At 45.7% G+C, this 23,440-nt stretch carries 18 protein-coding genes; 6 read left to right on the forward strand and 12 right to left on the reverse strand.

The features are described from left to right. Positions 1-10: 10 nt before the first annotated feature. Both ABIO93_RS30995 and ABIO93_RS31000 read right to left on the reverse strand, forming a co-directional pair. Positions 11-1,519: a DUF1501 domain-containing protein gene (locus ABIO93_RS30995; protein ID WP_348073918.1), complete on the reverse strand. Its 1,509-nt coding sequence runs from the start codon at positions 1,517-1,519 to the stop codon at positions 11-13. 3 nt (positions 1,520-1,522) lie between these two features. After that, positions 1,523-4,744 carry a DUF1553 domain-containing protein gene (locus ABIO93_RS31000; RefSeq protein ID WP_348073962.1) on the reverse strand — a complete coding sequence of 1,074 codons (3,222 nt, stop codon included), beginning with the start codon at positions 4,742-4,744 and terminating at the stop codon, positions 1,523-1,525. Positions 4,745-4,877: 133 nt separating this feature from the next. On the opposite strand from ABIO93_RS31000, the gene ABIO93_RS31005 reads away from it, so the two are divergent. Beyond that, the gene (locus tag ABIO93_RS31005) at positions 4,878-5,726 is read left to right on the forward strand and encodes a neutral zinc metallopeptidase (protein ID WP_348073919.1); all 849 of its coding nucleotides are present in this window, start codon (positions 4,878-4,880) and stop codon (positions 5,724-5,726) included. 234 nt (positions 5,727-5,960) lie between these two features. After that, complete coding sequence (locus ABIO93_RS31010) at positions 5,961-6,965, forward strand: DUF6268 family outer membrane beta-barrel protein (RefSeq protein ID WP_348073920.1); 1,005 nt, start codon at positions 5,961-5,963, stop codon at positions 6,963-6,965. An 18-nt stretch (positions 6,966-6,983) separates the two neighbouring features. Here the strand turns inward: ABIO93_RS31010 and ABIO93_RS31015 are convergent, their stop codons facing one another. From ABIO93_RS31015 to ABIO93_RS31040, 6 genes are all read right to left on the reverse strand, one after another. Further along, positions 6,984-8,273: a hypothetical protein gene (locus tag ABIO93_RS31015; RefSeq protein ID WP_348073921.1), complete on the reverse strand. Its 1,290-nt coding sequence runs from the start codon at positions 8,271-8,273 to the stop codon at positions 6,984-6,986. A gap of 4 nt (positions 8,274-8,277) precedes the next feature. After that, the gene (locus ABIO93_RS31020) at positions 8,278-9,498 is read right to left on the reverse strand and encodes a hypothetical protein (protein ID WP_348073922.1); all 1,221 of its coding nucleotides are present in this window, start codon (positions 9,496-9,498) and stop codon (positions 8,278-8,280) included. Positions 9,499-9,520: 22 nt separating this feature from the next. Next, positions 9,521-10,423, reverse strand: coding sequence for a hypothetical protein (locus tag ABIO93_RS31025; RefSeq protein WP_348073923.1), 903 nt, complete (start codon positions 10,421-10,423; stop codon positions 9,521-9,523). 10 nt (positions 10,424-10,433) lie between these two features. Continuing rightward, the gene (locus ABIO93_RS31030; RefSeq protein ID WP_348073924.1) at positions 10,434-11,003 is read right to left on the reverse strand and encodes a hypothetical protein; all 570 of its coding nucleotides are present in this window, start codon (positions 11,001-11,003) and stop codon (positions 10,434-10,436) included. Position 11,004: 1 nt separating this feature from the next. After that, a complete protein-coding gene (locus tag ABIO93_RS31035; protein WP_348073925.1) occupies positions 11,005-11,520 on the reverse strand; it encodes a sigma-70 family RNA polymerase sigma factor in 516 nt (171 codons plus the stop codon). Between the two features lie 121 nt (positions 11,521-11,641). Next, positions 11,642-12,403, reverse strand: a complete 762-nt coding sequence (locus ABIO93_RS31040) for a DeoR/GlpR family DNA-binding transcription regulator (protein ID WP_348073926.1) — start codon at positions 12,401-12,403, stop codon at positions 11,642-11,644. 126 nt (positions 12,404-12,529) lie between these two features. Here ABIO93_RS31040 and ABIO93_RS31045 point away from each other — a divergent pair, with 126 nt between their 5' ends. After that, positions 12,530-12,895, forward strand: a complete 366-nt coding sequence (locus ABIO93_RS31045) for a DUF4406 domain-containing protein (RefSeq protein WP_348073927.1) — start codon at positions 12,530-12,532, stop codon at positions 12,893-12,895. A 12-nt stretch (positions 12,896-12,907) separates the two neighbouring features. Here the strand turns inward: ABIO93_RS31045 and ABIO93_RS31050 are convergent, their stop codons facing one another. Together ABIO93_RS31050 and ABIO93_RS31055 are read right to left on the reverse strand one after the other, a co-directional pair. After that, positions 12,908-14,266: a HAMP domain-containing sensor histidine kinase gene (locus ABIO93_RS31050; RefSeq protein WP_348073928.1), complete on the reverse strand. Its 1,359-nt coding sequence runs from the start codon at positions 14,264-14,266 to the stop codon at positions 12,908-12,910. Positions 14,267-14,346: 80 nt separating this feature from the next. Then, positions 14,347-14,625: a hypothetical protein gene (locus ABIO93_RS31055; protein ID WP_348073929.1), complete on the reverse strand. Its 279-nt coding sequence runs from the start codon at positions 14,623-14,625 to the stop codon at positions 14,347-14,349. Between the two features lie 538 nt (positions 14,626-15,163). Between ABIO93_RS31055 and ABIO93_RS31060 the strand changes: the two genes are divergently transcribed. Both ABIO93_RS31060 and ABIO93_RS31065 read left to right on the forward strand, forming a co-directional pair. Then, positions 15,164-19,339, forward strand: a complete 4,176-nt coding sequence (locus ABIO93_RS31060) for a two-component regulator propeller domain-containing protein (protein WP_348073930.1) — start codon at positions 15,164-15,166, stop codon at positions 19,337-19,339. Between the two features lie 131 nt (positions 19,340-19,470). Then, entirely contained in the window at positions 19,471-21,084 is a 1,614-nt protein-coding gene (locus tag ABIO93_RS31065) for an aminotransferase class V-fold PLP-dependent enzyme (protein WP_348073931.1), read from the forward strand. Positions 21,085-21,138: 54 nt separating this feature from the next. Here ABIO93_RS31065 and ABIO93_RS31070 read toward each other — a convergent pair whose 3' ends face one another. Then, positions 21,139-21,285: a hypothetical protein gene (locus ABIO93_RS31070; protein WP_348073932.1), complete on the reverse strand. Its 147-nt coding sequence runs from the start codon at positions 21,283-21,285 to the stop codon at positions 21,139-21,141. Positions 21,286-21,400: 115 nt separating this feature from the next. Continuing rightward, on the reverse strand, positions 21,401-21,733 hold the full coding sequence (ytxJ, locus tag ABIO93_RS31075) for a bacillithiol system redox-active protein YtxJ (protein ID WP_348073933.1): 333 nt from the start codon (positions 21,731-21,733) through the stop codon (positions 21,401-21,403). A gap of 379 nt (positions 21,734-22,112) precedes the next feature. Between ytxJ and ABIO93_RS31080 the strand changes: the two genes are divergently transcribed. Further along, positions 22,113-23,303, forward strand: coding sequence for a histidinol-phosphate transaminase (locus ABIO93_RS31080; RefSeq protein WP_348073934.1), 1,191 nt, complete (start codon positions 22,113-22,115; stop codon positions 23,301-23,303). Positions 23,304-23,440: the final 137 nt, after the last annotated feature.

Consider the following 23,440-nt stretch of genomic DNA (forward strand, 5'->3'; position numbering starts at 1 on the left):
AATAATATGGTTAGGTTAGAATATCTTTGACCACATTGCCATGCACATCCGTCAGACGGAAACGTCGACCCTGAAATTTATAAGTAAGCCGTTCATGATCAACGCCCATGAGATGCATGAGCGTGGCGTGGAAGTCATGTACGTGCACCGGATTTTTGATAATATTGTAGCTAAAATCGTCCGTTTCACCGTAACTGATACTGGCCTTCACGCCAGCCCCGGCCATCCACATGGTGAAGCAGCGCGGGTGGTGATCGCGGCCATAATCGTTGGCGGTCAATTTGCCTTGTGAATAAACCGTCCTGCCGAATTCTCCTCCCCAGATTACCAGTGTATCATCGAGCATACCGCGCCGTTTGAGATCCATAATGAGTGCGCCTGTCGCCTGATCCACGTCTTTACATTGCCGGGCGATACCTTTCGGCAAGTCGCCGTGCTGGTCCCAGCCCTGATGGTATAGCTGCACAAATTTCACGTCTTTTTCCAGAAGCTTCCTGGCCAGGATACAATTGGCGGCATAGCTACCTGAGTCGCGGCTGTCGGGTCCGTAAAGTTCAAAAACCTCGTCGGGCTCGTCGGAGGTGTCCATTACCTCGGGCACTGATGTTTGCATGCGGAAGGCCATTTCGTACTGGGCAATGCGGTTACTGATCTCAGGATCGCCATAGGAGTCATTTTGCAGCTGATTCAGTTGGGAAAGGTATTGCAACATTTCCTTTCTGTCGGCGCCGTCGTAGCCTTCCGGATTGTTCAAAAAAAGCACGGGATCTTTACCCGAGCGAAACTGCACGCCCTGGTGCCGTGATTCCAGAAAACCATTTCCCCAAAGCCGCGCGTACAACGGCTGATCCTTCGCCGCATTTTTGGAAATCAGGACAATGAATGTAGGCAGATTGTTATTGTCAGAACCCAGGCCGTAACTCACCCATGAGCCGATCGACGGCCTGCCGGGAAGCTGGTTACCGGTCTGGAAAAAAGTTTGGGCCGGATCGTGGTTAATGGCTTCGGAGTAAATGGATTTCACAATGCAGAGGTCATCGACGACCTTGGCTGTGTAAGGCAGGAGCTCGCTCACCCAGGTCTGGTTTTTGCCGTGCTGGTTGAACTGATAAAAGGACGGTACCATGGGCAATGTGCTCTGATTAGCGCTCATTCCTGTCAGTCGCTGTCCTTTTCGTACTGAGTCCGGCAAGTTTTGTCCGGCCATTTTGACCAGCCCAGGTTTGTAGTCGAATGTTTCGAACTGCGAGGGTCCTCCGGCCATGAAAAGGTAAACCACTTTTTTAGCCTTTGGCGCAATGTGTGGCAATGCTTTCAGGATCTCCTCTTCCATATTACCCGGTGCGGGAGACTGGCGTGAACCAGATCCGTACAGCTTATCGATTCCGAATAGTGATCCCATGGCCATCGCACCCAATCCTAATGATGTTTTGGTCAGGAAGCTTCGCCTGTCCAGCTTTTTATGCAGCTGGTCAAACTCGGGGGTATGTAATCTGTACTCCTCGTCGTGGTGGTGCATCGCCTATCTTTTGGTTAAACTCGCGTCAGAATTAAGGATCGTGCTGGCTACCACGCTGTTCGCAGCAACCGCGGCCGGGTTAAGTTTTTTAGTAACACGGTACTGACCCGAGTCCAGCCAGCCCGCAGTCTTTTCCGGATTTTTTCTGAATTTGTTTTCCTCTATTTTCTTCAAGGTCATCAGTAACTCTAACTCTTTAACTGGCGGTTTCCTGCCGGTCAATTTTCTGTAGGTATCGATAATTGCTGTTTTCTCATCTCCTGATCTGGTCATTTGCTCGCCCAGCACTTTCGCCGCCTCAATAAAAGTTGGGTCGTTCAATGTAACCAGGGCTTGCAAAGGCGTATTGGTTTTTTGCCTGCGCACGACGCAATAACTTCTGGTAGTCGCATCAAATGTGGCCAATGTAGGATTGGGTACCGATCGCTTTACAATGACATAGAGGCTTCTTCTGTACACGGCTTCTCCCGAATCCGGTTCGTAGTTCGTACTATTGATTGACCATAATCCTTCCGGCTGGTAAGGTTTTACGCTTTTACCGCCAATTTTTTTATTGAGCAAGCCACTGGCCATCAATGCATTGTCTCGGATCATTTCGGCAGACATTCGGTTGGCTGGCCCACGAGCATACCATCTGTTTTCGGGATCTTTCTCGCGAACATCCTTGCTGGTCCGGGAATCCTGGCGGTAGGTTGCCGACATGACGATCAGTTTATTCATTTTTTTAATGTCCCAACCCGATTCTCGGAATGTTACCGCCAACCAGTCCAGTAATTCCGGGTGGCTTGGCATTTCTCCCTGGTTTCCAAAATCTTCTGTGGTTTTGACAAGCCCGGTACCAAAGAAATTTTGCCACAAACGGTTCACTTCCACGCGTGCCGTGAGCGGATTATCAGAATTTGTAAGCCACTGTGCGAGGCCGTAGCGGTTTTTGGGTAGATTTTTGGGAAATGGCAGAATCGACTGAGGGGTAGCGGGAAACACCTTCTCGCCCAACGCATCATAATTTCCACGAAGCAAAACGTGCGCCTGCTTAGGTTTTGGCATTTCCTGCATCACCATGAGCTCAGGAATGCGCTCGGTAGAGTCTGCTTGCACGGTGCGCGCGATTTGCAGCTCCCGGCGTGCCAAACTGGTTTCCGGATTTACTACTGACAAATAGTAGTCTCGTATCGGGCCGGTTTCTGCTGCCGATAGTTGAACAAATGGTTTCGCTGCAATCGCTGACCAGGTCTTTTTTCGAGCCAAAATTCCGGCTTCAAAGGCAGTTAATGCACGATTATAAACTAAAATGTCATCCACTTTGCCACCTGTAAATCCCAGTCCGCGCCACCAGGCACCGATCTGTAAACCAGGCTCAACTGGTGATTTGAACAAAATATCTTTCGTGAGTTGATCCATGGTAGTCTCCATAGCAGCCTCATTACCATTCATATATAACTTTAAACCATTGGCTTTGGAAGAACCATCATAGGTGATGGTGAGCTGGATCCATTGATTTCGCGGAACTGGCTGGGTGGTCATGCGGGTAATGGCGTTGGAAGGAGCCGTATGCGCCATATTCAGTTCTAGCCGGTCGTTTTTTAAATACAAATGATAACCTCTGAAATTGTACAACCGCTCTGCCTGGCTTTTATGCAAAATCACGCCCTCTTTTAAACCTTTGGGTACATTCACCCAAATCCCAATGCTGAAAGGTTCAGATTTACGAAAAACGCCTACCTGGTTCAGGTCCAGGAATACATCGCCATTCAGCGAAAGTGCCTCGCCATTTGATGTTTTTGTAAATTCAGGATCGCCACCGGCTTGCCCTGATTCACGTTTCATCAAGCCGGTTTGTTTGGTATTGATTTTGTTTTGCAGCGAACCATTCTCGAATGTGTATTGCGCCTGCAAACCGGACTGCGGGATCATTTGTTTGGCGAGAAGCTTGTGATCTCCTTTTTTTAGCCATTCATGAAAGCCAGCAGTCGCGTTTTGCTCGCTTTCCACCAGTTTTTTCTCCTTGGTTTTGATATTGGAATCAATAAAACGGAGCATTTTTTCCTGGTCGGCAGTGGGTAGCATCAAGGTCGGGGTGGGTAGCGCATCATTCCAGGAGATCTGTCCTGCTTCTTTTACATTATTGAAAAAACTGAAAAGCTCATAGTAGTTTTTTTGAGTGATAGGATCGTATTTGTGGTCATGGCATTTGGCACAGCCCACGGAAAGTCCCATGAAAGCGTCACCGAAAGTGTTGGTACGGTCTACCACATATTCTGTCTGAAATTCTTCTTCAATTACGCCGCCTTCCATATTTTGTTGATGGTTTCGGTTAAATGCAGTGGCAATCTGCATCTCGCGGGTCGGGCGGGGCATTAGGTCGCCGGCAAGCTGCCAGTGTATAAATTGATCATAATGCATGTTCTTGTTAAAAGCGCCGATCACCCAGTCGCGATAGGGCGACATATCCCGTAGCCTATCGACCGTATAGCCGTGTGAGTCAGCAAAGCGGGCAAGGTCCAGCCAATCGACGGCCATTTTTTCCCCGTAATGTGGTGAGGTCAACAAGCGGTCTACCTGTTTTTCGTAGGCATTGGGAGAGGTATCTTTCAAAAAAGCGTCCGATTCCTCCAAGGTAGGGGGCAGGCCGGTCAAATCAAGTGATACCCTTCGGAGCAGTATCGATTTTTCGGCCTGGGCAGAAGGCTGCAATTTTTCTTCTTCGAGTTTTTGAAAAATAAAATGATCGATAGGGTTGACGGCCAGGTTGCTGTGTACTTCCGGAATGTCTGCTTTTTCAGGTTTTACAAATGCCCAATGAGGCTTATATTCAGCGCCATCTTCAATCCATTTGATCAAAATGGCTTTTTCTCGGGCAGTAAGAGAAAGGTGGGACTCGGGAGTAGGCATCCTATATTCCGGATCGACCGAAACGATGCGATGAAAAAACTCACTGCCGGAAAGGTCTCCCGGATCAATCGCTGGCCTTCCTGAGCTCTTGGAATGCATTTTAAGGGCAGAATCGGGCAAATCAAGCCGCAGACCTCCTTTTTGCTTTGCCTTGTCGGGACCGTGGCAGGCAAAACACCTGTCAGACAGTACTGGCTTTACGTGCCGGTTATAGTCCAGCTTGTCGGGTAGCTCCTGCATCGCAACAGCTACATCCTCAGGAAGCTCTTGGGAACAGGCACCGAATAAGCAGGCCGTAAAAATCCAAAACAAAATTGCTTTAACTTGTATCATCATTGATTAAAGACCGGGAATGAGGAATTATAATTTAAATATTTTCTTGTTATTTTAATTTAAACCGTGGAGCTTGTGGCATACTATTAGCATACGTATTGTAGCATGTTTTTAACCTAAAATCTATACATCTATGCGTTGGCAGGATTTACGAAGAAGTGGCAATGTCGAAGACCGTCGGGGAATGTCCGGTGGTGGCAAAGTGGCAGTCGGTGGTATCGGCGTCATTATAGTATTGGCGATCGGATTACTTACTGGCCAGGATCCCAGTGAAATCCTGGCAAATTTGCAGGGGACACAAACCAATGAAGCGGTAGAATCCCGTCCTCCCGGTCCGCGTCCCGATGATAAAACGGCTGACTTTGTGTCGGCTGTACTGGGTAGCACCGAGGATGTGTGGGCAGATATTTACACGCAGAATGATGCGGCTTATCAAAAGCCAAAATTGCAGATCTTTGAAAACGCAACGCAAAGCGGCTGCGGCGGTGCATCGTCAGCAATGGGCCCATTTTACTGCCCTGCCGATCAGAAAGTGTACATTGACCTCTCCTTTTGTGATGAGCTTCGCGACAGATTTAAGGCACCTGGGGACTTTGCGGTAGCCTATGTAGTTGCCCACGAAGTTGGCCATCACGTGCAAAATCTGATGGGTATTTCGGAACAATTACAACAGCAACGCGGCCGGATTAGTGATGCCGAGTACAATAAACTTTCGGTAAAGCTGGAATTGCAGGCGGATTTTCTAGCGGGAGTGTGGGCTAATCATGCGCAGCAAATGAGCAATATTCTGGAACCGGGTGATCTGGAAGCTGCCTTGAATGCTGCTAATGCCATTGGTGATGATAAGCTGCAAAAGGAATCCCAGGGCTACATTGTGCCCGATGCATTCACGCATGGTAGTTCCAAACAACGTATGTATTGGTTTAAAAAGGGCTTTGAAACAGGCGATCTGAGCCAGGGAAAGTATGAGGATATAGAGTAGGGCAGTTAGGCTCTGTGCACCAGGCAGCGATCGTATTCGTAGTTTTTAGCGTATATAGTCTATCGTGTCATTCCTGAAAAAATGATATTCTCGAATTTCGATGTCTGGTGTTACTTTAAATTTAAGGCCTGTTGGTTTGAATGCAAGTTTTTGAATTAGAATTCGTTTGATTATATGATAAAAAACCACCTCGAAAAATTAAACCGGCCCGACTGACTTTTAATCGGGAACTTTATGGAAATAAGAATGCGTTACCGTCTCATTACGAACAATTTATTGCGATCAGAGAGTTTTCAACCCATCCTTGACAAGTTTATGCATTTTCGCAGGCCTGAGGTATTCGTTGTGTTTTTATCTCTTTTAAGTATGACTGCGGTTTGCCAATCCCTGAAACCGGGGCTGACGGGAATGGCTCCATCCAAATGGTTGACATTTCGCACCACGCATGCGCCAGGGAAAGTGTACCGGTTTGCAGGCGCAGGAACCAAGACGTACACCAACGAAGAAATGTATGTAAGGGCATGGGTGCCACTGCTGCACAAGGATAAAGTTACTATTTTGCTGGGACCCAGCTACCGAACCGAACAGCTTGAATTAAAGAGTGTTGGAGAAAATCCGGTGAGTAGCATGCAGGGCTGGAACCTGCGTACATTCGCACTCGACCTTAATTCTATTATCAAACTGGATACCGCTTCCTGGCTGGTCGTTACTTCTCACATCAATAAAAGCGGAAACTTTGCAGATTTATCGTCTTCTCAAATTCCTCTGAATTACACTTTTTCAGCGTCTTTTTTAAAGAGAAAGTCTGCCAATAAGGAAATAGGGGCCGGATTGATCGTAAACAAAAGCTATAAATTAACGGTACTGCCCGTTTTTGTATTCAATTATAATTTCTCAGAAAACGAGGGGGTAGAAATCATGCTTCCTAAAAAGGTGGCCTGGAGACACAACCTGTCATCGTCAGACATTTTATACTTGAAGGCTGAGTCGGTCACAAGAACCTATTATATTAACAAGCTTGTCGATGCCTCACCAGAGGTTTGCCGCAGAGTGGATATTGACATGGGTATTTCTTACAACCGTAAACTAGGCCATTATGCCGGATTTGAGGTATTTGGAGGTTATCGCAAAAACATATCCAGTAAGCTGATCGCAGGCGCCATGCCGATTAAAGCATCGGGACTGGCTGCTACTGTTGAGTTTTATATTCAGCCTCCTCGCTTCAACAGAAAGAAGTAGCAGGCTTCTTCAATTTTTCTAGAATGTAAACCCAATGGCCATTTTAGATGAAAGAAAAGGTTTGTTTCCTCCGGGTACATTGGCTTTATATCTTTTTTGATAAAAAAGCGATCCGTCAAAATAGATTCTTTTGAACAGCCTTTGCTGGTAGCCCAATGCGACCGCCGAGGTAGCAGTTTCATATTTGATCGTTGAAAACACTCCGTTCTGCCCGTAGAATACAGACTGCAGTTTACCGACTCCAAAGGTATATCCAGCTCTTAAACCTGCATAGGGACCTGAAAAATTGCTCGCGCCTTTTCCACGACGAAGCTGGAAATTCCGGAGAAAATAGTATCGTAAATCAATTTCACCAGTCAGGACCTTGTTTCTGGACTTTTCGAAAGATAATTCCAGGTTATAGATAATCCCTTTGAGATTGGCCCCGACTGAAATTGGGCTTTCACCTAATTTTCTTTCATAGCCGATCGCCACTTGCACATCCTGATTTTTCAAACCTACCGCAATGCTGGGGATTTCTACTTTCCATTGCCCTATGACCCTTTCATCACACAAAAGCACATCGCAGAGGGGCGCCGAAGCGGTTTTTTCCCAGTCACCAAAAGCCAATCCAATGTGTGCCTGCGTTCCGATGACAAAATCCTTGGGTTCGAGGAAGCTAGAATGCTCGTATATGTAAAGCGGACCTGCTGATTTTTGGAATAAACCGACAGCGAAATCAATATGTCCGGCATTGAAGAACCGGCTTTGGAAGCCGTAGAGCAATCCCAGCCTGGCAACTTTGGTACTGCCACTCGCACCGGTTTGAGAAAGTCCCAGAGATTGCTCGTACGAAAACCCAACATAGGGTCCACTAAAATTGTTTGCATTCAATCCTTCCCGGATTCTTTTGTCCATATTATAGTACCAGCGGGCTTTTGCATTGACCCATAAACTCACCTGTTTTAAATTAAAATGTAACAGCTGATCCGCCAAACCCCCATTGTACCTGGCCAGTTGTGAGTAAAGGGAGGCTTCCAGAGAAAGGGCCGGAAGCAATTTGTACTCGTAGCCCCAATTGATCCCTGTACCATGCATTTCAGAATTGACCGCTGACACCTTAAACATCTGCCGTGTCGGGATCCTCGTCATAAACACATTCTCATACCTGTCAATGAACCGCTGCTTGACAAGCGTATCTGCTTCCTGAGAATAGGAAACTTTGATGCTGTCCTGAGCCAGGGTAGTTCCGACTGTAAATAGGACTACCGATAGTGATTTGACAAAGGAGCTTTCGAAGAAGCGATTTACAAAGGATGCTATATTCATTTAGTTAAAAGGTAAAGCCGAAGCCAATTTTGAAGTACAGTTTATTAAATGGGATATAAGTACCCCCTCGATATTTCCCAAACAGATCGGTGTAGTAAAGAGACCCGTCGATATACAGGGACTTGAAAAGTCTTTGCTGATAGCCCATTGAAACGGTGGCCGTTTCGTACCAGGCGGTACCCCTTTCTCCACCCACATTGTACCCTGAAAGCAGGGTGTTAGCACCGATGGCTGCATAAAGTCCCGAAAAATTATTGCCCCCGGTGCCTTTTCGGATCTTCATTTTTTGCAGATAATAGTATCTCAGTTGAAGCCCGCCGGTAAAATAATAGGTGGCGTGAGACAATTCAGACCTTACACGTCGGGCTAGCCAGGCATTTACATTTGCCTCAACTGAAAAAGGGCTTCGGCCAATTCGTCGCTCATAGGCAATGCTTGCGTTTCCTGCTTGAAGCCGTAAACCAACCGTAATATCGGGAAGCTGCACCTTCCATTGCCTGTTGATCTGTTCGTCGCAAAACAATACCTCGCACGCAGGTGCGCGCTTTGATTTTTTCCAGTCGCCCAATGCAATCCCAAAGGCAGACTGTGTGGTCAACACAAAATCTTTTGGACTGAAAAACCCGCTGTTATCAGCCTCAAAAAGAAACTTGTTTTTCCAATCACTTTTGTTGAAAAGGCCAACCGATAAATCAACATATCCGTGGTTGAAGAACCGGCTCTGAAAACCGTAGAATAAACCAAATCTTCCTGTTTCTCGGGCATTCAATGCCAATCCACCATGCTCCTGGATCGACTGCTCATAAGATAGTCCGAAATAGTTTCCACTGAAATTATTGGCACTCAATGCTTTATCAACTCTCTGTCCCATGTTATAGTACCAGCGGGTCTTCAATGAAGCCCAAAGTCTCCGGTCCGATCCGAAAGCGACGGTGTTGAAATCATACTGGTCAAGTTTGGTATAGACGGCCGCCTCAACTGAAAGATGGGGTTGAATTTTGAACTCATAACCCAAGCGAAACCCTGATCCTGTATAACCTGAGTATCCAATTTTCAGCATCTGCCGCGTCGGTACTTTGGTCATAAAAACATTCTCGTAACGGTCGATAAAGTACTGTTTTATAAGCGTATCCTCCTCCTGGGAGAATGCTACTTTAACACTATCCTGGGCATAGGATGATTGGATAATGCTTTGAATGAAAAGCATCAGCAGAAATTTTTTCATAAAAGGAAGATTAAAATGCCCCTTATTTGATCGTTACATTACCAAACTCCGCATTGATATCCACGGTGGCTAGCTGATTTTTCTCAAAAAATGCTTCTTTAAAATCGGCCGTATTGCGTGTCCATTTGAAGCCATTGGGCAGCTTCATCGTCGCATATGCGCTCTGAATGGTGTAGTCGAAAATCTGCCAGTTCTTCGTCAGTAGCGTGATTTCGGCCTTTTTTGACTTTATAGCAAGACTAGTCAGACCGGTGGTCGGGTAAATGTCCACATTGCCATAGTCTGCATCCAGCCTGATGACCCCGGCAATCTGGTTCAAATGCAGCCTGGTGTGATCGCTTGTGAAAGTGAAAACACCCGACAGATCCGTGCTTTTAAGTTCTCCGAACGATGTATTGACCTGACCTTTTCCGCGCAGGTCCACCAGGTTAGTCGTGCAGAAATCGGCTTTGAGCTGAATACTGTTCGTGAGGCCTTTGAGGGTAATGGTACCGAATGAATTTTTGAGGTCGACTGCACAGGAAGCAGGCAAATGGATTAAATAACGTGCTTTTACATTTGAAACTGGTTTGTTTTCACCATCTTTCAACACAATGTAGTTTCTTAGAAAGTAATCTTTTCCGTTACGGTCTGCTATATACTGTACTTTGGAAAGATCTGCTGCGGCGGTGTTTTTATCGGGATGCCTCGCGGATAGTTCCAGTACAATGGTGATTTCAGTCTTATTCCAGGTCGTCATTTCGATATCTGCCTTTTCAGCCGTGATGTAAAGTGTGCGTATTGTCGGACTGCCGATGGTTTTTTCGATCGTCTTGGTGGCAACCTGTAAAACTCCCTGCGCACGTACCGGTCCGATCGTTGCGATCAATGCAATGGCCGGAAGCGTTGACAAGATGTATCTGTGAAAAGTTTTGAGCAGTTTCATGTTTTTTATTTTAAATCAATTTGGCCATTTCATTTAAAATATCGGCCTTTTGTTCTTCCAAGATCGTAAACTGACGAATGAGTTCAGCTTCTGTATTATACTCGCCGATCGCCTGCTGCAATTGCACCGATGCATCATTCAGTTTTTCGTATTCTTCCTGCAACTGTCTGTAATCTTTGCTGTTGCAAACCAGCGTTTCAGTTTCACAATATGCTTTTAATCGTTGATACTGAGCGTCAATTATTTTTATTTCATCGTTTTGCAGGCGGGAATCCACTTTTTCAACTGAGTAGGAGACCTGCTGACTTTTTCCATAGAACAGCATTCCGAGAGATAGTCCGACAGCCACTGACGCAGCGGCATAATGCCACCAATGAAATGTGGGTTTTTTTACAAAAGCATTCGCAGCGATCAGGTTCCAGAGCTTACCGTCCGGCTCATAATCGGGTAATGTATTTAACGCTTTTTTTAGCGGCAGCTCGTTCAGTTTTTCATTTAAAGTCATCCAAACCTGATCGTCCGGTTCATAAACCGGCAATTTGCTGATTACCTTTTTCAGATTATCGTGATTCTTTTCCATATCAATATCCATTTGAGGAAAGCATGCTGCGAAGTTTCCTTTTGGCGTGAAAAAGTTGAGATTTAGAGGTTCCCTCAGAAATGTTAAGCATTACGGCGATTTCCCTGTGCGTATAACCTTCCACTTCTGCCAATACGAATATTGTTCTGAATCCATCGGCAAGGGATAATATCGCAGTTTCGAGATGAGCCACATTGATATCGCTATTCCCCCAGTCAATGCTTTCATCCATGTAATCCTCCACATTCTGCCAGATCACCAATTTTTTCTTTTTCGTCGATTTGCGCACTACGATCTGTTTGATCCAGGCACCGAGGGTTGCCTCTCCGCGGAACTGATCGAGGTGACGGAATATTTCCAGAAAAGCGTCCTGCAGGACATCATTGGCATCGTCGAAGTCACCGGTAATGCGGTAAGCGAGCGTGTACATCGCTTTTTTATACCGGTCGTAAAGTTGCCGTTGCGCGATCCGGTTGTGTAAAAGGCAACCCGATATCAGCTCCGTCTCAGATGTCATAAATGATTTTTAGTGTCTTCGGATTAAAGAGGTCAGCAAGGAAGGAAATGGTTGTATGCTTTGAAAATAAATTTAGTCGGACCTTGTCGCGAGCCCCTACGAAACTATCTTTTGGATCGTCTTAATCGGCCAGTATCACATTCAACCCTTTTTGCATTAGCTGACCCTGAATGACACTACCCAGTTCCTGGTCGGTGACAAGGCAGGTGATGTCGGTAAGGCTGCTGAATTTGATGTAACTATCCTTTCCAACTTTGGAGGAGTCGCATAGTAAAAATGTCTCCTCGGCATTCCGGATAAACGCAGCAGTAATGGTGGATTCATGCTCACTATGAGCCGTGAGGCCATTTTCAGCTGAAATTCCATCCACTCCAATGAATGCTTTATGAGCATGGTAGCTGTCAATGTGCTGTACTGCCTTATCACCATGAACCGCTTTTCTGGATTTGTTGAGCTCTCCGCCAATGAGGTTGATGCTGATGGATGGAATGTCGATCAGCTCGGCCATAATAGGCAATGAGTTGGTAATGACCCGGATATTGTTTTTCTTTTTGAGATACCTGCACATCCGAAAAACCGTACTTCCGCAATCAAGAAAAATGGTATCACCGTCGCAAACCAGTCCGGCCGCCTCTTTTCCAATTTTTTCCTTGTTTTGATTGTGTACGCCTGCTTTGTCTGAAAATCCTGTAAGTACCGGATTATCTATTTTCATAGCACCGCCATGCGTTCTGAGCAGCAGTCCTTCTTCCGAAATGTCATGCAGATCCCGGCGTATGGTAGCTGGGGACATGGATAGTTTTTCAGATAATTCAAAAACCGACAGGCTCCCCGCTTCCACAACGGCTGCCAGAATTTTTTTCTTTCGTTCTTGGAAATTCATTTGAAGTAACTAAATTTGATCAAAAATAATCAAAATAAATCAAAAATGATAATTGTCTGAGTCTCAAACTGACTGTAAAAAGCAGAAGTGGGCGGCAAATTATCCTAATTCAATCAATTTTCACTTATGAATGGTTTAACAATCCTCGTAGCAGGCCCGTACCGCTCAGGTACCAATGATGATCCGGTATTAATGCATGAAAATCTGTCACGACTCGAAGCAGTCACATTGGATCTTTTCAGGGCGGGACATTTACCCGTGATCGGAGAATGGCTCGCATTGCCCCTGTTGCGTTTGGCTGGGTCGAAAGTGCCTGGTGATGCGCCTTATGAAGAAATACTCTATCCGGTGGCCGAGCGTCTTTTACGCAAATGTGATGCGATACTCAGGCTCGAAGGTGCTTCCAAAGGAGCCGACGAAGACGTACGCATTGGCAGGGAAAGAGGTTTACAGATATTTCACAAATTATCCGAAGTGCCGGGTTGTAACTAGGTAATGCGCCCGTCAGATGTAGTTGCTATCTTTCATCGGGATTGAAATGTAAAAGCAGGTTCCGCTTTCGGGTTGGCTTTGGAACCATATATCGCCACCCTGGGCTTTGATAAATTCCATGCAAAGCAATAGGCCTAGTCCCACACCCTTTTCATTTTTGGTACCATAGGTGGAGTCGGCATTCAATGAAAAAATGCCTGCTTGCCTGTCGAGGGAAATTCCGATACCATTATCGAGAATGCTGATCAGACAGTTTGGAAGTGCAGTTTCGGCGCGGACTGTAATCTGGCCATTATCAGCTGTGAATTTGATTGCATTTCCGATCAGGTTACGCAGGATCAGTTGCATCATTTCACTGTCTGCGAAAATAGTGATGGCCGGATCGAAGTAGTAGTCCAGGGTAATACCTTTTACGGAGGCAATACTTTTTTCTATTTCCAGGGTTGTTTCAAATGCTTCGCTCAGGTTGAGATATTCAGGTTGCGGATTTACTCCGTAAAGCTGTGATTTGGACCAGTCAAGCAATTTCGATAGCATTGACAGCGTATTTTTGGTCGAATTGAGCAGGTCACTCTCAATTTCCAGCTTTTGCTTTTCTTCCAGTTCGTGCTGGGTCAGCAATTCTAAAAAATTCTGAATGCTGGCAAGCGGGGAGCGCAGGTCGTGGGCTACAATGGACATCAATTTGCTCTTTTCTGCGCTGAGCCTTTCCAGTTCCTGATTTTGTACAGTGATCCGGTCATTCTGCAATTCGATAGCCTTAGATTTTTCGGCTACCGATACCCTTTCCGCCTCATAACTACGCCGGATGTAATCAGTGCAAAAGTAAGTGATCGCTGCCACGACCGCGTAAGCCGACATATGATCGACGAATTGGCTGAAACGGTTATCATAGGTGACCGGCGCTACCTCCGGGTACAGGTATTCGACCAGGTTAAGGGTCAGCATAATCCCAATATTGCAAGGGATCCATATTTTATATTGGTTGACCGGGCTGATCCCAATGCTAAGTAACAGGAACAACAGAAAAAACAGGTCGGTAGGGCCGCGCAGCCCTGAATTGAGCATATAATTAACTATAAAAAGTAACAGGCCGACGACGTTAATGACCAGTATGCTCTCTGAAACGCGTTTTTTGATTCTGGACGCATAGTATAGCGCCCCGGTGATCAGCAGGACGACGAGGCTGGCCAAAGCAATATCCGGCAGCCCGATCAGGTAATTGAAGGGTACATTATAACTAAGCGCAAAAATCGAGATTAGACAAACCGAGTGAAATATCCGGGCATTCAAAGGGAATTCCGAAGGGTCACCCGAAAGTTTAATCCAAAATTTTAAGAGTCCAGGCTTGGAAGGCAATTCGTATATCAATTTTCGTTATTGCAAATATAAGCCTGTCGATAACGATTACCAGTAATGGAATTAATATAATTCTGGTCGTTTTATCCTCCTTAATCCAGTTCATCTTCTGAGACTGATCTGCGATTGCTCACACGGGCATTGGTACTGAATCCTACCGTGTTTTTTGAATTAATGAGATAGTCGGCCCCAATCTGGGCACTATGGGTGGTGTCAGGCCATATCCCGTGCCAGATCTTGTTGTAAGCTACATCGTTGAGCACCTGGTCGTTATAAGCGGTGTTTTGCCATAGGTTCAGGGAAGCATTGTACTTCGGGGTAATCCCAAAGATACCGCCGAGACTGACATTCCCATTGGTCCCCAGTTTCACATTCTTTTAGAGAAGGATATTGACAATACCCAGATCACCGGCAGCATCTTTGGACCTCAATCAAAGGCTCTGCTGTCGTTACTTTGGCCTCATTGAGTTGTTTGGTGTCGGCCAGCAGGGTAAATACCGGGAAGCTGCCGTCTTTATCTATTATGTCAAATTCGTGAGACGGGAAAGGCTTGCTCCCTACTACTGAGATTTCCAGGAAGTACTTTCCGGTAAGATTCTGGTGAATTTGAAATTGGCACCTTCGTCAGCCAGGTGGGTTTTACAAGCGAGGAATCTTTTGCCAGATGGACAGACACTGCCGCGAACGGCACAGAGTCATTCTGCTGATTTTTAACGAGCCCGCTGATATTGAAATTTTGTACGAAACAACAACAGAATAATGTGCTCAAAAGGAGTGAAAGCAGCGTATATTCCATAAATGGCTAATTGGCGGTATCGCGCAATGACCGAGATTTAGTTTTAATGTTGCATGGATAGAAAATTTTCTATTTTTAACATGTCTTAGATACCTGAGTGAACAGGGAAACGAATGAAACCAGTTGTCTGCGGAATAGTTGTCTGCATTTTTGTGATAAGGCTTACCGCATGTTTTGCCCAGCAGCAAAATCCTCAATTCAAGCGCCTGACCACAGATCAGGGACTTTCACAAAGCCACATTGGAGCTATCCTGAAAGATCATAAGGGCTTTTTATGGTTTGCCAGTGAGGACGGTCTCAACAAGTATGACGGCTACAAATTCACGCATTACAAACACGATCCGGAAAGTAAAAGCACAATCAATGACAGCTTTGTGCTGGATGTTGTGGAAGATAAAAAAGGAAACCTTTGGGTAGGCACTGAAAGAGGACTGGATCGATTTGACAGGGAAAAAGACCAATTCGTACATTACAGCTACGGTGGCGTCAAGATTGCTGTCAATACGCTTTTCATTGATACGAAAGACAGGCTCTGGCTTGGCACGAATCGTGGGTTACTACTATTTAATTCAGCAAATTCATCCTTTAAACTTTACCAGCAGCAATATAGAAAGAGTGCTGGCAGATACGATTTCATCACTAGTATTGCTGAGGATCAAAAGGGTATTTTATGGGTAGGTACAGAAGGCGGCCTGTTTGTGCTGGATCCGTCGAGCGGGAAATTTAGCGGTTACAACGGCTTGCCGGGTGGGCAGGACACAATTAATTCAGAATGGATCAAAGCATTGCATGTTGACCGTAAAGGAAATTTGTGGATCGGGACACACAACGGCGGGCTTTCACGGTTCAATTTCTCCAAAAATGATTTCCATACGTTCCTGCATGACCCGAAGGATCCTTCCAGTATTGCGCACAACGACGTTCTTTCGATTATGGAAGAGAAGGCAGGAAGTATTTGGATCGGGACAGAAAATGGCGGGATCTCGGTTTATGATGCAGTCTCCGGTAAATTTACCACCTACCGAAATGACGCAGACGATGCCACATCACTGAGCAATAATTCTATTTACAGCCTTTATCAGGACAATGCCCGAAATATCTGGATTGGTACTTATTCAGGCGGCGTTAACATGCTTCCTAAGTTCGGGCCGAAATTTCAGTCATACACACAAAAGGTCAACGGTGCGAGTAGTTTGAGCAACAATACTGTTTTGACGATTTGCGGTGACAGCACTGGCGATCACATTTGGATAGGTACCGACGGTGGGGGGCTTAATCTGTTTAATCGCAAAACTCTGACTTTTTCTTTTTTCAGACATGATGCTAACGACCCGGCCTCGATCAGCAACGACTACGTGCTATCGGTGGTGCGAGTCTCCAAAGATGTGTTAGCACTAGGTTTTCACAATGGTGGGTTCGATCTGTTTAATGTTAAAACAGGGAAAAGCACCCATCATATGCCCAAGCAAAATGATCCGAACAGTTTGTCGATATCGGATATCAATAATTTGTTTACCGATAGGGACGGCAATCTCTGGATTGGCACCTGGAAGGGTGGATTGAATTTTTATGATGTAAAAAACGATATTTACCGCCATTACCGTACTAATGCTGCGGATAAAAGCAGTCTAAGCGGGGACATTGTGACGACGGTTTTTCAGGATAAAAAGGGGGATATATGGGTCGGCACTTTCAATGGGCTCAACCTGCTGAATCCTGCGAGGACCGGTTTTAAGCACTACCAGCGTGACCCGGACAATCCTAAGAGTCTCGCAAATGACAATGTACAGTCGATTATAGAAGGAGAAAACGGTAATTTGTGGATCGGGACGGTCGGCGGGGGACTGTGCTATTTTGATAAATCGAGGCAGACATTTACTTCCTACACTGAAAAAAACGGACTGGCCAGTAATGTCGTTTTTGCAATTCAGATGGATAAAAACAATCATCTCTGGCTTAGTACGAATAAAGGAATTTCAAGGTTCAATCCAGCCACCAAATCCTTTCGCAACTTTGGTATTGCCGACGGCCTGCCGGGAAATGAGTTCAGAGATAATTCGCGGTTCCAAGCCAGTGATGGACAGTTGTTTTTTGGAGGGGTCAATGGGTTTATTACCTTTTATCCTGACAGTATTAAATACAACGATTTTGTGCCGCCGGTGTATCTCACCGATCTTTTGATATTCAACAGGCAGGTACCCATCACCAGTGGAAAGCCGCCCTTGCCAAAACAGATCAGTGAGGCTAAAACAATTACGCTGGACTACACGCAGTCGGTTGTCACGTTCGAGTTTGCAGCATTGAGCTATACCGTTCCCGAGAAAAACCAATATGCGTATAAGCTGGAAGGTTTCGATAAAGACTGGAATTATTCTGGCAATAAACGTACAGCTACCTACACCAATCTCGACCCGGCAACTTATGTTTTTCTTGTAAGAGCATCTAACAACGACGGGCTTTGGAATAATAAAGGTACAGCGGTAACCCTGATCATCAGGCCTCCTTTCTGGATGAGTTGGTGGTTCAAGCTGGGATCAGCGCTAGCTGTGATTGGCCTCACTGCCGGGTTTTATAATGTACGTACTTACACGATCAGGAAGCAAAAAAGAGAATTGGAAAGGCAGATCCACGAACGCACTACGCAGCTGGAACATTCTATTTTGGAAGAGAAAAAAGCGGTTCAGAAAGCTGAATTTGCCAATAGCGCCAAGAGCTCGTTCCTGGCAACGGTCAGCCATGAGATCAGGACACCAATGAATGGGGTGATTGGTCTGGCGTCGCTATTATCAGAGACGGAACTCACCGAGGAGCAGCGCAATTTCACGGAGTCGATACGGACGTCAGGAGAGGACTTGCTGAGGGTGATTAATGATATCCTGGATTTCTCCAAAATAGAATCAGGTAACATGGAGCTGGAAGCCAATGCATTTAGCCTTCGAAATTGCATTGAGGATGTGATGGACCTTTTTGCCGGGCGGGTAGGGGAAGCCCCGGTGGCGTTGCTTTACCAGATTGATGAAACCATTCCGGCCATCATCATTGGCGACAGGCTGCGACTCGGACAGATACTTAATAATCTGATCGGCAATGCAGTTAAGTTCACACAACAGGGTGAGATTTTTCTTGAAATCAAAAATCTGGGAAATACTGACGAAACAATGCTGCAACTGGGATTTGAGATTACAGATACGGGGATAGGGATCGCACCGGATAAGCTGGATAGATTATTCAAGCCATTCTCGCAGGTAGATTCCTCCACGACACGGCGATATGGTGGAACCGGGCTTGGATTGGTCATTTGTGAAAAACTGGTGGGATTAATGGGAGGTTCGATCCGTGTCGAAAGCGAGTCGGAAAAGGGCAGTTGCTTCCGCTTTTCGATCATGGTCAAAAAAAGTGACGAGGTACAGGCGGCGGGATATGATTTTGGGGGGATTGTCCCTGAAAAGGCCCGGATACTCATCGTGGATGACCATGAAAAAAGTCTGCTCCTGATGAAAAACCAGCTTGAAATCTGGAAATTTGAAACAGTTACTGCGAACAGCGGCAAGCAGGCACGCGAGATACTTGCGCAGACCAGCAATATTAGCCTGGTGATGACCGACCTGGACATGCCTGGGATGAGCGGAATGCAGCTGGCCGACCATATTCATGATTTTTATCCCCACATGCCCGTGGTGCTTTTAACCGCCCCGGGAGCCAGCATCGTTAGCAGTTCCGGGTTCAGCCGCACCGTCTTAACAAAACCGCCTAAACAGCAGCTTCTGCTCAAACAAATCGTCTCAGAACTTGGGAGGAACCAAAATGGCTCGCTTAAAATCGATGTCGAACCGGACCTGCCTAAAAGGAAATTGCAATCGGATTTTGCATCCAATTACCCGCTTGCTATCCTGGTCGCGGAAGATAACAAGGTTAACCAGATCGTGATCATGAACACCCTTAGTAAGCTCGGTTACCGCGCAGAAATGGTCATGAATGGTTTGGAGGCTCTGGATCGGGTAACCAAAAATTCTTATGATGTCGTTTTTATGGATATGCAGATGCCGGTTATGGACGGGCTTGAAGCGACCCGACTGATCAAAAAGCACCATCCTGTTCATCCTTACATTATTGCGCTTACCGCCAATGCCCTGCAACAGGATAAGGATAAGTGTTTTGAGGCAGGTATGGACGATTATATAAGCAAACCAGTCAATTTGGAAGAGCTGATGATACTCCTTGAAAATTGGTGGGCGAAGTTAGATGCCCCTGTGGAAACGGGTGCGCGTAATAATACCCAAATTTGGTAAACAATCGTTTTAGTATTAAACTCGAATCGTTATTTGATCAAACGGCGGTACAAAACACGGGTATCGTTGTTTTATCCAAAATATTATACTTATACCTACAACCAAAATTTCCTTAACCCTTATTAAAGTAAATGAAACGTAGAGATGTTATAAAAGATTTGTCATTGCTTCCGCTTGCAGGGAGTGTGATGATTTCAAAAAAACCGGCAGGCGAAAAACCATCAGCAAAGACCGATGTGGCCGCCAGCAAAGAGATCTACCAAGCTATTGGCGTAGAGCCCATTATTAACTGCAGAGGTACCTGTACCATCATCGGCGGGTCCATTGAAAGGCCGGAAGTGCGGGCTGCTATGGATGCAGCAGCCCAGGTGTTTGTTCAGTATGATGAGCTGGCATTTGGCGCAGGAAAACGCCTTGCTGAGCTTACAGGGGCCGAATGGGGGATGGTATCAGCGGGTTGCGCAGCGGGAATGAAGCATGTTACCGCAGCTTGCGTAACTGGAGGAAATCCCGAAAAACTGGTGCGTATCCCTGATCTTTCGGGATTCGAAAAAACAGAAGTGATCATCCCTGCTTACTCACGCAATGTGTACGATCATGCGCTGCGCAATGTAGGTGTGACCCTAATTACGGTCGATTCCATCGAAGAGCTTACTAATGCGATCAGTTCACGTACAGCCATGATTTACCTGATGGCCGGGGACGAATCGATGAGCGGGCCTATGTCGCTGGAAGCGATCTCGAAAATTGCAAAAAAGAAGAACATTCCTGTGATGATCGACGCCGCAGCCGAGGATCTGACTATCCCGAATGTGCATTTGAAAATGGGGGCTGATGTGGTGATCTATAGTGGCGGGAAAGCATTATGCGGGCCGCAATGTGCAGGACTGGTACTCGGTAGAAAAGACCTGGTAATGTCTGCGTGGCAGGCGAGCGCACCTCACCACGGGCCGGGACGCGACAATAAGGTGGGTCGCGAGGAAACGATGGGAATGGTGGCCGCAGTGGAAGCCTGGACGAAAAGAGATCATGCAGGTGAATGGAAAAGATGGCTGTCGTGGCTGGATAACATTTCTAAACGAGTTTCCGGAATTGAATCCGTGAAAACGACTGTTGTGGAGCCCAAAGAGCAACTGTCCAACAGGACGCCACAGCTTCGTATCTCATGGGATCCCGCAAAATTGAACATCACAGGCGAGGATATTGCCGAATTGTTTGGTCGTACCAAACCGCGTATCGCATTGGGCGGTGGAAGCCGTGCCGGTGAAACCTTTATTTCGATCACAACGGGGCAGATGCAGCCGGGCGACGATAAGGTAGTTGCGGATCGTTTGGTGGAGGTGTTATCTCAAAAACGAACGCCGCAGAAATCAGAAATGGTCGCAGCTGCTGTATCATTGAAAGGACATTGGGAAGCGACCATTGAATTTTTCTCTAGCAAAAGTACGCATACGCTTATGATCGAACAGGATGGCAACTGGTTGCAAGGTTCTCACAAAGGAGAATTTAGTGTACGCGAATTGCTGGGTACCGTCGAAGGAAATGAGTTCAAAATGCGCAGTACTGACCGCCAGCCTGGCGATGCGATCACATTCCTGTTTTCAGGAACGGTGAAAGACGATGTCATGACGGGCTCCATTTATATGGGCGAATACATGACCGCGAAGTTCACGGCCAAGAAATACAAGTTCAAATACAAGAGAGAGAAAATCTTCATTCCCTCCGGGCCGCCACTGGCGACCTAGTTTGATACATAACAAAACAAAAAGAGCAGCCTGGGCTGCTCTTTTGCATTTAATTTATGATGAAGTGTTAATAGCTTGCTGTGCGATAAATTCCTTTGCTTCCTTGGCCAGTAGTTCTTTCAAATGCTTACCCTTCCATTCGTCGTAATACCAAATCCATACCATATCCTCTGAGACGATCGTGTAATGCAAGTCTTTCATGATTTTGTCGAGTTGAAGTGTGTCTCAAATTTATGGAATAATTCCTTTAATTTGGAAATAATCCATAAATATTTTGTGAAAATATTTGAACACCTCAAAATGTGCTCATCGGCGCTTAACGAATGTATTCTAACGTCTGATGAAGAGAAATATCTTCGTGGGAGGAATCGTAAAGGCATGCACCGTTTTTTACAATCAGTAGTTGGGGAGATTGGTGCTCAACCTGAAAAGTACTGGCAATCGACATCGATTCTTTGCGATTTGCAATCACGTCTACGATATAAACAGGCACTTGTACATCAGGTACCGAGTTTACATCCGATTTGAGCTGGCGATATGCCATCAGGCTGGTCATGCACCTGGGGCTATGTTTGTAAATGATGGAGTATTCGTCGGAATTGTAAATACTTTTTACTTCCTCTTCACTATTAATGGTTATCCAATTCATATTGTTGTTTCAAAAAATCGCAATCTGTTGTACTGACTTATCTGAATAACAATAAGTAAGGCATCTTTCATTCCCGGGAGGAGCAAAAAAGTATAGTTAAGGTTACTAATAGAAAAATTTGACTGATAAATAGAACTATTTCAATTGATTTGTGAGTCAATCGGTTTTAAGTTAAAATATTGTTTTTCGCTGTTTTGCAAATGATTATATTTAAATATCGCAAAAATTCAGATGAAGATTTGTGTAATACGCCGCAAGTAGAAATTTTCCCGGTAGCCGCACTGCCCGACTTTTGCACAGCTTGAAAATCACTATTCCAAGCTGTAATCAAATCCTGTAACCACATTTACAATATTCCAACCACTAAATTATCATTTCTATGGTACAGAAAGTCAACCGTCGCAGCTTGTTGAAATCGGGTTTTGCATCTTTGGGTGCATTGGCCGTTGCGCCATTCATTGCCGAAGGCGCATTTGCCAGTACGCCATTAAGGCTGGACAAATCCAATCGCATCTTTTACAGTCCGATGGTAAGGGGACATTTTCTGGATAGCGAACCGGACCTGACCAAAATGGTAGCCCGCATAGGCTCCAACGAAAATCCATATGGCCCGCCACCGATGGCACGCAAAGCCATCTCCGATTCCATTGAAAAAGGTAACCGCTACGCGCGCACGGAATTGAAATCGCTGACTGATAAAATAGCAATGAAGGAAGGGGTAACGGGCGAGTATATTATGATGGGTAACGGATCCGGCGATCTGCTTGAAAAAACGGCCCTGGCCATGTTCAAGAATGGCGGTAATATCGTTTCGGCTGACCCTACCTATATGTCCCTCATTCGCGTTGCAGAATCCATCGGTGCAACCTGGAAGGCGGTTCCCTGCAAATCGGACTGGTCACACGACCTGGACGCCATGGAAAAAGCGATTGATAAAGACACGAAACTGGTCTATATCTGTAATCCTAACAACCCGGTGGGTGCAGTCACATCCACGAAGGCTTTGACTGATTTTTGCAGTCGGGTGTCTGAAAAAGTGCCCATTTTCATCGATGAGGCCTACATTGAACTGGTAGAAGGGGCAGACAACAAGAGTATGGTATCGCTTTTGAAAGACAATAAGAACGTGATCATTGCCCGGACTTTTTCAAAGATCATGGGAATGGCTGGGTTGCGCGTTGGCTACATTGCTGCTAAGCCGGCGACAATTGATATGATCAAAAAAGAGGCAAAAGGCGGCGGTTCAGGGATTGCCTGCACGTCGGTTTATGCAGCCTCGGCGGCTATGGATGATGTTGAATTCCAGAATTCGACCAGAAAGCTGAATACAGAAGCCAAAACATATTTGTATGAAAACCTCAAAACAATGGGTTATAAGTATGTACCATCTTACACCAATTTCGTGATTTTTCCGATCAATATGCCCGGCAAAGAATTTCTGAAAAAAATGGTTGATAAAGGTATTATTATCAAAGCAATGGATATTCAGGAAAAGCCCTGGTGCCGCGTCAGTATCGGTACCAAAGATGAAATGAAACTCTTTGTAAGTGCGTTGCAGGAGATCAGTTAAGGAGCTTCGGGAATTTTATTGAAATGTAAAAACGGACAAGCCTCAGGCCTGTCCGTTTTGTATGTTAGCGAGTGTAGTTACTTTTTTACAAATCTACGTCCAAAGAAAGAAATGTTAAAAAAAGTTAACCTATAAGT

The organism is Dyadobacter sp. (genome assembly GCF_039919315.1).
Classification (GTDB): Bacteria; Bacteroidota; Bacteroidia; order Cytophagales; family Spirosomataceae; genus Dyadobacter.